This is a genomic window from Nocardia huaxiensis (assembly GCF_013744875.1).
Classification (GTDB): domain Bacteria; phylum Actinomycetota; class Actinomycetes; order Mycobacteriales; family Mycobacteriaceae; genus Nocardia; species Nocardia huaxiensis.
The window spans coordinates 6,077,075-6,089,580 of record NZ_CP059399.1 but is presented as its reverse complement, the minus strand read 5'-3'; the positions used below and the strand labels follow the sequence as shown (position 1 = coordinate 6,089,580).

Here is a 12,506-nt window from a genome sequence, read left to right as displayed (position 1 = left end):
GCGGCGAGGGTTCCGATACCGAGGCGGCAGATGGGCTCTTCACTGTGGAGCCCGTCGCCGTGCGCGGTGATGAGCCGGATTCCGGGTCTGCCGCCGGTGTGTGCGGCCCGACCGCGGTAGACGCCGAATCCGGCGGAGGGGCCGGGCGGTCCGGGAAGCCACGCGGCCCGGGGAAGGCCGGGGGCGCGCGCGATTCGAAGCCGATGGTCGCTGTGGCGCTGCCCGTCGCGCGGGTGCTGCCGCTGCTGGAGCCCGCGCATCTCGATCGGGATTTCGATTATGTGGTGCCGCCGGAGATGGATGAGACGGCGCAGCCCGGTGTGCGGGTGCGGGTGCGGTTCTCGGGGCGGCTGGTGGACGGGTTCGTACTGGAGCGGCTCGAAAAGTCTTCGCACGCGGGGAAACTCGTGCGGCTGGAGCGTGTCGTGTCCGGGGAGCGGGTGCTGACGCCGGAGATTCTGCGATTGGTCGAGGCGGTTGCCGCGCGGTATGCCGGAACTCGCGCGGATGTGTTGCGGCTGGCGATCCCGCCGCGGCACGCCAAGACCGAGGCCGAGGAGCCGAAACCGGTTGAGCTGCCGGAGATTCCGGAGCAGTTTCCGGCGTGGGAGCGGTACACGCACGCCTCCTCGCTGCTCGCGGCGCTGCGGGAGGGGAAGGGGCCGCGCGCGGCTTGGCAGGCGCTGCCCGGGGAGGACTGGGCGCGTCGGCTGGCCGAGCTCGCCGCCGTCACGGTGGCGGGTGGGCGCAGTGCCGTGCTGCTGGTGCCGGATCAGCGGGATCTCGAACGGTTGATGACCGAATGTACCGCGCTGGTAGGTGATTCGGCCGTGGGGCTGGCGGCCGGGCTGGGGCCGACGGTGCGGTACCGGCGGTGGCTGGCGGCCCTGCGGGGGACCGCGCGCATTGTGGTCGGCACGCGCAGCACGGTCTTCGCGCCCGTGCGGGATCTCGGGCTGATCGCCATCTGGGACGACGGCGACGACACCTATGCCGAGCCGCGCGCGCCGTATTCGCATGCCCGGGAAGTGGCCATGTTGCGCGCGCACGAGACGGGTGCGGCGTTCGTCGCCGGTGGCTTCGCGCGTACGGCGGAGGTTCAGGCCATTGTCGAATCCGGTTGGGCCCACGACCTTCTCGCCGACCGGGCTGTTCTGCGGAAGGTGACGCCGCGGATCAGCGCACCCGGTGACACGGATCTGGCCATGGAGCGCGATCCCATCGCGCGGGCCGTGCGCATTCCGGGCAAGGCGTTCCTGACCGCGCGCAAGGCTCTCGCCGAGGGCGCGCCGGTGCTGGTGCAGGTGCCCCGGCGCGGCTACATTCCGGCGCTGTCCTGCGCCAAATGCCGGACCCCGGCGCGTTGCCGCCACTGCAACGGCCCGCTCGCCCTGCCGGAGAGCGGTTCCGCGGCGCAGGGCGGTCCCGGTCCGCGCACGACCTCGCGGGAACTGGGCATCGCCGCGGTGCGCACCGGCGACGGCGAGGCCGCGCACAGTCCGAGCTGCCGGTGGTGCGGTATCACCGAGGCGGCGTTCCGCTGCGGCAATTGTGGGTCGCGGGCGCTGCGGGCCGTGGTCATCGGCGCGGTGCGCACGGCCGAGGAGCTGGGCCGCGCGTTTCCCGGTGTGCCCATTCGGGGCTCGGGCGGCAAGACGGTGCTGAGCGAGGTGCCGGCGGGCCCGCAGGTGGTGGTGTCGACCATCGGTGCGGAACCGAGTGTGCCCGGCGGCTACGGGGTGGCGCTGCTGCTCGACGGCTGGGCGCTGCTGAGCCGCGCGGATCTGCGCGCCGCCGAGGATGCGTTGCGGCGCTGGATGTCCGCGGCCGCGCTGGTGCGCCCGCACGGGCAGGTGCTGGTGATGGCCGAACCGTCCCTGCCGACGGTGCAGGCGCTGGTGCGCTGGGATCCGGTGGGGCACGCGCACTTCGAGCTGGAAGGCCGGACCGAGGTGCGCTTCCCGCCGTCGGTGCGTTTCGCCGCCATCGACGGCACCACCGACACCATCGCCGAATTGCTCGGTGAGGCAAAGCTTCCCGCCGATGTCGAGGTGCTCGGCCCGGTGCCGCTGCCATTCGGCGCGCGAAAGCCGTTCTCCGCGGGCGATACTCCCGCCGAGGTGGAGCGCATGATTCTGCGTACCGATCGCGCGCACGGCTCGGCGCTGTCACGCGCGCTCACCGCCGCCTTGGCGGTGCGCAGCAGTCACCGCTCCGATGGCCCGCTGCGCGTGCAGATCGATCCCATCGACATCGGCTGATCGGTAGCCGATCAGGGACTGTGATCCGGATCGCGTGACGTATGTTACGAGGTCAGCGGTGTCAAGAAAGTGGAAAGAGCCTGTCCTGCGGTCTGTTTGCTGAATAGCGTGGGCGAGCATGGTAATAGATGCAGTCCTCTTCGATTTCTCCGGAACGCTCTTCCGTCTGGAGGAATCCGTATTCCACACCGCCGGCCTGACCGACAGTTCGGGCCGTGCCTTCGACGCGGGCGAGATCGCCGAGATCACGCGCCGCATGACCCATCCCGTCGGCCAGCTGGTCGAGTTCGACGAGGCCGGCAAGTACGCCTGGGACCGCCGCGATCTCGATCCCACCTGCCACCGCGCCGCGTACGTGCAGGTCCTGGAGCGTTCGGGCGTCCCGGAGCAAGCCGCGCGGCACATGTACGAGCGGGTTGTCGATCCGCTGTCGTGGACGCCCTACCCGGATACCGGCAATGTGCTGCGCGCACTGGCCGAACGCGGCGTGCGGGTGGCGATCGTCAGCAATACCGGATTCGATCCGCGCCACGCCTTCATCTCCCGTGGCTGGGACCGGTACGTCACGCACTTCACGCTGTCGTTCGAGGTGGGCGCGACCAAACCCGATCCGCGCATCTTCCGTTCGGCTCTCGAACGTCTGGGTGTCGCCCCGGACCGGGCGCTCATGGTCGGCGACAGCGTCGAAGCCGACGGTGGGGCGATCGCTATCGGCTGCGACTTCGCCCATGTCGAGGCGCTGCCGACCCATTCCCGCGCGGCCGCGCTGAGCAAGGCCGTGCATCAGCATGTCTGGTTCGACGCCGCGGCCTGAATCGCGTTCCCGTCGCCGGGCAGGCTATCGGTCGCGCTCGATCCGGCGGTTGGCCCGCTGTGTCGCCCGCTCCACCTGTTCCCGCGCGGCTCCCATCCCGACCAGCAGGTCGGCGGTCGCGGGTCCGAGAACGGTTGCGGCACTGCGCTGCTCGCTCCCCAGGAAGCCGGCCATCTCCAGCAGCACAGCGCCGTGCATGAGCGCCCAGAGTCGTGCGGCCACCTCCCGGGGCGGATCGGGGCGAAGATGCCCCGCATCGATCATTCGCTCGGCCGCCGCCACCGCGTGTTCGAAGGTTTCGGTGCCGATGGCCTCGTTCGAGGGACCGGTCGTGAAGTCGCCCGTATGTGGCGGGCATTTCGGATCCGGTGCCGTGAGCCCGAACATCAGCCGATAGCGCTGCGGATCGGCCAGCGCATACGCCCTGTATGCCGCCCCCATTGCCAGGAAGTCCGCCACCGGATCGTCGGTTTGCTCGATTCCGCCCAGCGCCGCGCCGAATCGCGCGAAGGCTTGGACCGCAACAGCTTCCAGTAGTCCGGTCATACCTCCGAAGTGGGTGTAGACGGCCATGGTCGACGCGCCGATCGCTGCCGCCACCCGCCGGGCTTGCAGGGCCTCGGGTCCGTCCTGTTCGAGCAGCCGGATGGCGGCCTCGATGAGATCGGCCCGGGTGGTCGAGCTGCCACGCCGATTCGTCTGCCGGGAGCGGGAATTCACTGTTGATACACCTCCATAACAGCGTTATTATAAACGGCATAACAACGTTATAGCCGTTTGGAGGCCCGCCGTGGGCAATCGCTATCTGGAAGGCGCCTTCGCGCCGCTCGACAACGAGCACACACTCACCGAACTGCAGGTCACCGGCACGATTCCCGGGCACCTGGACGGCCGCTACCTGCGCAATGGCCCCAATCCCATCGGCGAGATCGACCCACAGCTCTACCACTGGTTCGGTGGTGACGGCATGGTGCACGGCATCCGCCTGCGCGACGGCCGCGCCGAGTGGTATCGCAATCGCTGGGTGCGCGGGCCGGTTACCTCGCTGGCCCTGGGCGAGCCGCAACGCTTCACGCCCGCACAGGCTTTCGGCACCGGCGCGAACACCAATGTCATCGGCCATGCCGGAAAGACCCTGGCCCTCGTCGAGGGCGGCCTGACGAACTACGAACTGACAGAGGAACTCGACACCGCCGGCCCCTGTGACTTCGACGGCACCGTGAGCGGCGGCTACACCGCACACCCCAAACGCGATCCGGAAACCGGTGAGCTGCACGCGGTCTCGTACTCGTTCATGAACGGCAACAAGGTGCGGTACACGGTGATCGGCACCGACGGCCGCGCCCGCCGCACAGTGGATATCGAGGTGGGCGGCGCGCCCATGATGCACGACTTCTCGCTCACCGAGAACTACGTGATCCTCTACGACCTGCCGGTCACCTTCGACGCCCGCCAGGCCGCCTCGATGACCGTCCCACGCGCCCTGCGACTCCCGGCCCGCCTGCTGTTGTCGGCGCTGATCGGTCGTGTCCCCATCCCGGCCCCGAACCGCAAGCCGTCACTGTCGCGGGATCGCCGCCTGCCCTACAGCTGGAATCCCAAGTATCCGGCCAGAATCGGGGTGCTGCCTCGGGACGCGGCCGCCGATTCCGTGCGCTGGTTCGACATCGAGCCCTGCTACGTCTTCCACCCCATGAACGCCTACGAGGACGGTGATTCCATCGTGCTCGACGTGGTGCGCTACCCGAAGATGTTCGATACCAACAAGACCGGGCCAGATGACGGCGCGCCCACCTTGGACCGCTGGGAGGTGGACCTGTCGGCGGGCAAGGTCCGCCAGACCCGCATCGACGACCGCGCCCAGGAATTCCCGCGCATCGACGAACGCCTGACCGGCAGACGGCACCGCTACGGCTATGTCCCCGCCGTGGGTCAGGGCTTGACCGGCGAATCCACGCTGTACAAACACGATCTCGTCACCGGCGCCACACGCGCACGGTCCTTCGGCACCGGAAAGGGACTGGGCGAGTTCGTCTTCGAACCCTCCGGCCCCGACGCCGCCGAGGACGACGGCGTCCTCATGGGCTTCGTCTACGACGCCGCCACCGACCGCAGCGAGCTGGCCATTCTGGATGCCGAAACCCTGGACACGGTCGCGAGCGTGCACCTGCCGCATCGCGTGCCCCAGGGCTTCCACGGAAACTGGGTTCCGGCCGCCTGATCGAATTCGCCTGCCGCGGTGGGGGAGTGGGCGTGCCGCGCGGCGGCGGCCCACCCCCGGCGCGGGTCGTCACCGGAAGGCGGCGATGGCGCGCTCGGCCCACTGGGCGTAGGAGGTGGCGGGCCGTCCGGTGATCTGCGCGACCGCCGGGCTCACCACCGTTTCGGCGGGCAGTGGCATACCGATCACATCGAGCGTGCCGTCGGCCACGGCGGGCGGCATGACCTCGAGCAGCTTCTCGCGGGCCTGCTCGCGGGTCAGTTCCACGAATTGCACAGGGCCGGCGAGGATGTCGCCCAGCACGCGCGCCTGTTCGCGCGGGGTGATCGCCTCCGGGCCGGTCAGGACGTACGTCTGCCCGTGGTGCCCGTCCTCCCGCAGCGCCACGGCCGCGACGGCGGCGATATCCGCGGGGTCGATGCCCGGCAGCGCCACATCGGCGAACGGGGAGAAGACGGTGCGCATCGTCCGGACGGGTTCGGCCCACCCGTAGGTATTGCTGAAGAACCCGCTCGGCCGCAGGGCCGTCCACTCCAACCCGGACTGCGCGGCCGCGGTCTCGAAGGCGCGGCTGCGAGCGTGCGATCCGGATTCCGGGCGCGTTCCGGCGACCTGCGACGACAGCAGCACCACGCGTGTGACCCCGGCCTGCTTCAGCGCCTCGAAGTACCGCTGCGGTGCGGGCCCGTGCACCAGTTGCTCCCCGGTGAACATGAGGAACACCGCATCGGCTCCGGCCGCCGCCGCGGCCAGCTGATCCGGATCGGCGAGATCGGCCTGCCGATGCGAAACCCCTTCGGGCAGTTGGACATCGGTGCCACGCGACACGGCCACCACCTTCTCGTCCGCATCGGCGAGGATCTGCACCAGGGTGCGTCCGATATTGCCGGTCGCTCCGGTCACCACGATCATGAGAACTCCTTGAGTTAGTTGGCTGACTAACAAGAACCGTAGAGCATCTTCGGCGGGCTTGTCTATAGTTAGTTGCATGACTAACTCAGTCGGGACCGGCCGCATGACACCGGGCAAGCGGGAACGCCTGGCCGCCGCGGCCGCCGACGTCTTCTACAAGCAGGGCATCGAGAAGACGACCATCGCCGATATCGCCCGCGCGGCCGACGTCCCGGTCGGCAACGTCTACTACTACTTCAAGACCAAGGACCAACTGGTCCAGGCCGCCATCGGCGCGCACGCCCGGACGCTGCAGGACATCATCGCGGCCCTGGATCAGCTGGACGCCCCGGCCGAACGGCTCAAGGGACTGGTGCGCGGCTGGGTCGACCAGCGTGAGCAGGCGGCCCAGTTCGGTTGCCCCTCCGGCACTTTGGCCACCGAACTCGACAAGCGCTCGGACGGTCTCGAACAGGAGATGGCCGCGGCCATGCGCGGCCTGCTGGACTGGATGCAGATCCAGTTCGCGGCCATGGGCCGCGCCGACGCCCGCGAACTCGCGGTGGCCCTCTTCGCCGCCTATCAGGGAATCTCCCTGCTCACCAATACCTTCCGCGATCCCGCGATGATGGAGGCCGAGGGCAACCGGCTCGAACGCTGGATCGATTCCCTGGCTTCGTGAGCCGATTCCTGTGGTGCGGTAGGGGAGTGGCGGCCCCTCAGGCGTCCGCGTGCTGGGCGGTGTGCACGCTCCAGCGGCCACCCGCGCGGGCGATGCGCACCGGATAGTCGAAGCAGGCGCTCACGTGCTCGGTGGTGAGCACGTCGTGCACGGGACCGGCGGCCACGACGCGCCCGCCGCGCAGCAGCATGGCGTGGGTGGTGCCCGGTGGCAGCTCCTCCAGATGGTGGGTCACCAGGACGGAGGCCAGTCCCGGGTGGGTGCGCCGGAGACGGTCGATGCGATCGAGGAGGTGTTCACGGCCGGCCAGGTCGAGCCCGGTGGCGGGTTCGTCGAGCAGCAGCAGCCGGGGACTGGGCATGAGCGCGCGGGCGATGAGCATGCGGCCGCGCTCGCCCTGGGACAGGATGGGCCACTCGGCATTTCGGCGATGCGCCAGGCCCATCAGGTCGATGAGGCGGTCGGCCTCGGCGTGCTGGGCGTCGGTCGCTGCCCAGCGCGGCACCAGTTCGGCGGTATTGGTGAGCCCGGTCAGGACCGTCTCGTGCACGGTGAGCGGTGAGCGCGGCGTGCGCCGGGGATCGACATGGCCGATGCCCATGCGCAGCGTGCGCATATCGACCCGCCCGAGCCGATGGCCGAGCACCTCGACCGTGCCGTGCGTGGGATGGTCGAACGCGCCGAGCATGCGCAGCAGTGTGGTTTTGCCCGCGCCATTGGGCCCGAGCAGCGCCCAATGTTCACCTTCGTGCACGGTGAGCGATACCGAGTCGAGGATCGCATTGCCGTCGCGAATGAAATCGACCTTGTTGACCCGGAGCAATGCGGTATCGGACATGCCCTCACGGTAGCAGAACTCCTCAGACAAGCTGATGAATCATGGCCGCGCTCAGGCGGTCCGGGCGGTGGCGGTCGGTAGGGTGGCGGTATGGCGATCGAGGCAGTTCTGTTCGATTTTTCCGGCACCGTGTTCCGGCTCGAGGAATCCGCGTTCCGCTCGGTGGATCTCATCGACGCGGACGGCCGCGCGTTCGACACCCACGAGGTGGCCGAGATCATGCGGCGCATGACAGCGCCGGTGGAGCAACTCGTGGAATTCGACGAGGAGGGTCAATTCGCTTGGGACCGCAGGGATCTCGACCCGGCGCTGCACCGTAGGGCGTATGTGCAGGTGCTGCGGAAGTCCGGTGTTCCGGATTCCGTGGCCGGGCCGCTCTACGAGCAGCTGCTCGACCCGTATGCGTGGACGCCGTACCCGGATACCGGCGAGGTCTTCGAGGCCCTGCACGCGAACGGCATCGCGGTGGGCATCGTCAGCAATATCGCCTTCGACATCCGTCCGGCCTTCGAGTCGCGTGGATGGGATCGATATATCGGCGAATTCGCGCTGTCGTTCGAGATCGGCGCCATGAAGCCCGACCCCCTGATCTTCCGCACGGCCCTGGATCGGCTCGGCTGCGCGCCCGAGCGGGCCCTCATGGTCGGTGACAGTCTCGAGGCGGATGGCGGGGCCAAGGCGCTGGGCTGCGGTTTCGAGCTGGTCGAACCCCTGCCGACCGCCGATCGCCCGGATTCGCTGCTCGAGATCGTGCGCAACCTGGGTTCCTGATCTTTCCGGGCCGGTCGCAGCGATGCGACCGGCCGGTTCGTGTCGCGTTTCACACTTGTCATGGATAGATTGCCGATATATCGTCGATATCAGCAAGAGTAACGACAAGCCTTGAAGGAGGCGGAACCATGGAACACATGGACATGAACGAAAGAGGCCGCGGACCGTGGCGTCGCCAGCGGCCCGAGGAATCCCAGGGTCCCGAGCACCCGCGCTTCCGGCGCGGCCCGCGCCCGGAACGGGGTGAACGCCACCGCCACGGTCGCGGCGGCTTCGGCCCCGATTTCGGACAGGGTGGTTTCGGACCCGGCGGTTTCGGACCCGGATTCGGGCCCGGCCCGCACTTCGGTCGCGGTCGAGGCCGCGGCGGCCGGGGCCGGCGCGGTGATGTCCGCGCCGCCATCCTGCTGCTGCTGCAGGAGCGGCCCATGCACGGCTACGAGCTGATCCAGCAGATCCGCGAGCGCAGCCAGGACGTGTGGCGTCCCAGCCCCGGCTCCATCTACCCCGCGCTCTCGCAGCTCGAGGACGAGGGCCTGGTGCTCATCGAGAAGGTGTCCGGTCGCAAGACCGCCAAGCTCACCGAGTCCGGCACCGAGTACATCGAGGCCAATCGCGACGAGCTGGGCGATCCCTGGCAGGACGTCAAGGACGGCGTCGGCGACCAGGCGCTGGATCTGCGCGGCCTGATCGGCCAGCTCATGGGCGCTGCCGCCCAGGTGGCCGCGGTCGGCGACAAGGATCAGGCCGCCAAGGCCGCCGAGGTGCTCACCGAGGCGCGCCGGGCGCTCTACCGGATCCTCGCCGAAGACGACACACCCGAAAAGTAATGGCCGCGAAACACCCCGTCCCGCTGGGAAATTCGCACCCGCACCAGCGATCATTATGGAATGGCACAAACGCGCCACGTGATCGACTGTGGCTTGGGACAACAGGGGAGCAACAAGCGCCGCTCCGTGATGAGGGGCTTCGCTTCGGCGGGGGTGGTGGCCGCGGCGGTCGTCCTCGCGACGACCGTGCTGCCGATCGGTTCGGTGACCGCCGAGCCGATCGGCTATCCGGCGCCGCTGGTGCCCACCGAATCCGGTCCGCCGCAACAGGATCACCTGACGGCGGCTCGTTATATCAAGGCGCATCCGAACGCCGCGCCTCAGGGCAGCAACGACTTCGACTGCAAGCCCACGGCCGCGCATCCGCGCCCGGTGGTGCTCGCGCACGGCACCGACTCGTCGGCGTACTCCGACTTCTCGGTGCTCGGAGCACAATTGGTGAACGCCGGATTCTGCGTCTTCGCCCCGAACTACGGCGGTAAGCCCGGCGGCGACAGCTACGGCACCGAGGACGTGTTCGAAAGTTCCGCGCAAATAGCCGGATTCGTCGATCAGGTCCTCGCAGCGACCGGCGCCACCCAGGTGGACATGGTCGGATTCTCGCAGGGCGCGAGCGTGTCTCGCTATTTCATCAACAAGCTCGGCGGCGCGGCCAAGGTCGGCCAGTGGATCGGCATCGCCTCGCCCAGCTACGGCGGCGTCATGTACGGCCTGGTGCCCGTGGCCAATGTGGTGCCGATTCTGTTCGACATCGCTGAACTGGCCTCCTCCGAGGCCGCCATCCAGCAGGCCCAGGGCTCCCCGTTCATCACCGCCCTCAATTCCGGCGGCGACACCGTCGCGGGCGTCCGCTACACCACCATCGGCAGCCGCGTCGACGAGATGATCCAGCCCTTCGCCAATATCGCCCTGCACGGCGACGGTGCGACGAACATCGTGCTGCAGGACCTGTGCCCGGGCAATCTCACCGGGCACTTCCATATGGTCTACGACGCGTATGTGCAACAGCTGGTGCTCAATACGCTCGATCCGGCGCACGCGGTGCAGCCGACCTGCGCGCCGGTGGCGCTGGGCACCGGCATCGCCGAGGTGGTGCTGGCCGCGCACGCCAACTGACCCTCGGTGTGCGTTACGCCACGATCCGCGCTCCCGCCTATACCGGCGTTCGATGGTCTGAACGCCCGCGGCGCGCGGATCGACCGGCGGTTCTCGGTGAGCGGGCGTGCGCCGATCGACGGTTCAGGTGTGCTCCGAGCGGGCCGCGGGCGGGGGCGAAACGCTGCTCGCCGGGCATTCGGGATCGGACGACCGCGCGGGATCCGTAAAATAGGACGACCGTATTCATCCGCGACCGGGAGTTGCCCGTGACCATCCAGCCTGTCCGCCTGTTCGGCGATCCGATCCTGCGCGCTCGCGCGGCGGAGGTCGAGTCCTTCGACAAGGAGGTGCGCCAGCTGGTGACCGACCTGACCGACACCATGTACGAGAGCGGCGGCGTGGGTATGGCCGCACCGCAGATCGGGGTCGGGTTGCGCGTGTTCGTGTACGACACCGGCGACGCGCAGGGGCATCTGATCAATCCGGAGTTCGAGGTGATCGGCGAGGACACGCAGACCGGGCCGGAGGGATGCCTGTCCATTCCCGGTGTGCGCGAAGACGTTACGCGGGCCATGACGGTGCGGGCGCGCGGTGTGGATGTGGACGGCAATCCGGTGGAATTCCAGGCCGAGGGGCTGCTGGCGCGCTGCGTGCAGCACGAGACCGATCATCTGGACGGGGTGCTGTTCTTGCAACGGCTGGAGCCCGCCACTCGCAAGGAGGCGATGCGCACCCTGCGCGAATCGTCGTGGTTCACTCGGGGAATCACTGTGCTCGCCGCCTCGGAGCTGGGCGGACGTCGCCGGGCCACGGCCGGCAAGCAGGAAGGAAGCCGCTGATATGCGCCTGGTCTTCGCGGGCACGCCGGAGCCGGCCGTGCCGTCGCTGCGGCGGCTCATCGAATCCGAACGGCACGAGGTGGTCGCGGTGGTGACCCGGCCCGACGCGGTGGCCGGTCGCGGTCGCAAGATCACGCGTTCGCCCATCGGGCGGCTGGCCGACGAGCACGGCATTCCCGTGTTCACGCCGAACCGGCCCTCGGAACCCGAATTCGTCGAGCAGCTCACCGAATTGGCGCCCGACTGCTGTCCGGTGGTGGCCTACGGCGCCCTGCTGCCGGAGAAGGTGCTGAGCATTCCCCGCCACGGCTGGGTCAACCTGCACTTCTCGCTCTTGCCCGCCTGGCGTGGCGCGGCCCCCGTGCAGGCGGCCATCCTCGCCGGTGACGAAATCACCGGCGCGGCCACGTTCCAGATCGAGAAGGGCCTCGACACCGGCCCGGTCTTCGGCACCATGACCGAGAAGGTCCGTGTCACCGACACCGCGGGCATCCTCCTGGACCGTCTCGCCGAAAGTGGCGCCCACCTCCTGGAATCCACCATGGACGGCATAGAAGCCGGTGCCCTGCAAGCGATTCCGCAGTCCACCGAGGGAATCTCCTACGCCCCCAAGATCGACGCCGACACCGCCCACATCCGCTGGGACCAGCCCGCCCTGGCCATCTCCCGCCGCATTCGCGCGGTCACCCCGGCCCCGGGCGCCTGGACCGAAATCGACGGCAAACGCCTCAAACTCGGCCCCGTGGAACTCGTGGAGGAGTCTCTTCCGGTGAGCACCATCGACATCCGCAAATCCGGCGTCTTCCTCGGCACCGCCACCACGGCCGTCCGCCTCACCGAAGTCCAGCCGCAAGGCAAGCGCATGATGCCCGCCCTCGACTGGGCCCGCGGCGCGCGCCTGCAGCCCGGCACGGTGATCGGATGACCCGCCCCGATCGGGACAACGGCCGCGCACGCCGAGACGACGCAAACCCGCGCACCGGCGACCGCACCAGCGCACGCAACCCCGGCAGCCGCACGGGTGGCTACCGCGGCCGCGACGACGAACAGCGTGGCGGCGGCCGCAGTAATCAAGCCGCGCGACAAGGCTTCCGGCGCGACGCGGCGGCCGACGGCGACAATCCCCGGTCCACCCGCAACAGCGGCGGCCAAGCGGGTCGCCGCTCCGATGAGCGTGCGACCGGTTCGAGCGACCGCCGCGCAGCAGGCAACCGCGGCCGCGACGACGAGCAGCGCGGCGGCAGCCGCGGCGATTCCCGTG

12 protein-coding genes are annotated in these 12,506 nt (G+C 69.1%); 9 read left to right on the top strand and 3 right to left on the bottom strand.

The annotated features are described in order from the left end of the window. Positions 1-203 precede the first annotated feature (203 nt). Positions 204-2,261, top strand: coding sequence for a primosomal protein N' (locus H0264_RS27595; protein ID WP_220140098.1), 2,058 nt, complete (start codon positions 204-206; stop codon positions 2,259-2,261). A gap of 118 nt (positions 2,262-2,379) precedes the next feature. Continuing rightward, the gene (locus tag H0264_RS27590; RefSeq protein WP_181580256.1) at positions 2,380-3,075 is read left to right on the top strand and encodes an HAD family hydrolase; all 696 of its coding nucleotides are present in this window, start codon (positions 2,380-2,382) and stop codon (positions 3,073-3,075) included. Positions 3,076-3,099: 24 nt separating this feature from the next. On the opposite strand, the gene H0264_RS27585 is transcribed toward H0264_RS27590, so the two are convergent. Next, entirely contained in the window at positions 3,100-3,795 is a 696-nt protein-coding gene (locus H0264_RS27585) for a TetR/AcrR family transcriptional regulator (RefSeq protein WP_181580255.1), read from the bottom strand. 70 nt (positions 3,796-3,865) lie between these two features. Here H0264_RS27585 and H0264_RS27580 point away from each other — a divergent pair, with 70 nt between their 5' ends. Next, a complete protein-coding gene (locus tag H0264_RS27580) occupies positions 3,866-5,296 on the top strand; it encodes a carotenoid oxygenase family protein (RefSeq protein WP_181580254.1) in 1,431 nt (476 codons plus the stop codon). Positions 5,297-5,365: 69 nt separating this feature from the next. Here the strand turns inward: H0264_RS27580 and H0264_RS27575 are convergent, their stop codons facing one another. After that, entirely contained in the window at positions 5,366-6,208 is an 843-nt protein-coding gene (locus H0264_RS27575) for an SDR family oxidoreductase (RefSeq protein ID WP_181580253.1), read from the bottom strand. 76 nt (positions 6,209-6,284) lie between these two features. Here H0264_RS27575 and H0264_RS27570 point away from each other — a divergent pair, with 76 nt between their 5' ends. After that, a complete protein-coding gene (locus H0264_RS27570; protein WP_244975961.1) occupies positions 6,285-6,869 on the top strand; it encodes a TetR/AcrR family transcriptional regulator in 585 nt (194 codons plus the stop codon). Between the two features lie 37 nt (positions 6,870-6,906). Here H0264_RS27570 and H0264_RS27565 read toward each other — a convergent pair whose 3' ends face one another. Further along, entirely contained in the window at positions 6,907-7,707 is an 801-nt protein-coding gene (locus H0264_RS27565; RefSeq protein ID WP_181580252.1) for an ABC transporter ATP-binding protein, read from the bottom strand. 90 nt (positions 7,708-7,797) lie between these two features. Between H0264_RS27565 and H0264_RS27560 the strand changes: the two genes are divergently transcribed. The 5 genes from H0264_RS27560 to fmt all read left to right on the top strand — a co-directional run bounded on the left by H0264_RS27560 (position 7,798) and on the right by fmt (position 12,170). After that, the gene (locus H0264_RS27560) at positions 7,798-8,478 is read left to right on the top strand and encodes an HAD family hydrolase (protein ID WP_181580251.1); all 681 of its coding nucleotides are present in this window, start codon (positions 7,798-7,800) and stop codon (positions 8,476-8,478) included. 137 nt (positions 8,479-8,615) lie between these two features. Beyond that, complete coding sequence (locus H0264_RS27555; protein WP_420832114.1) at positions 8,616-9,308, top strand: PadR family transcriptional regulator; 693 nt, start codon at positions 8,616-8,618, stop codon at positions 9,306-9,308. A 129-nt stretch (positions 9,309-9,437) separates the two neighbouring features. Continuing rightward, positions 9,438-10,424, top strand: a complete 987-nt coding sequence (locus tag H0264_RS27550; protein WP_181585866.1) for a lipase family alpha/beta hydrolase — start codon at positions 9,438-9,440, stop codon at positions 10,422-10,424. A gap of 248 nt (positions 10,425-10,672) precedes the next feature. Next, positions 10,673-11,245 (top strand): peptide deformylase, encoded by a 573-nt coding sequence (def, locus tag H0264_RS27545; protein ID WP_181580249.1) that lies wholly within the window; start codon positions 10,673-10,675, stop codon positions 11,243-11,245. 1 nt (position 11,246) lies between these two features. Continuing rightward, on the top strand, positions 11,247-12,170 hold the full coding sequence (fmt, locus tag H0264_RS27540) for a methionyl-tRNA formyltransferase (RefSeq protein WP_181580248.1): 924 nt from the start codon (positions 11,247-11,249) through the stop codon (positions 12,168-12,170). Positions 12,171-12,506: the final 336 nt, after the last annotated feature.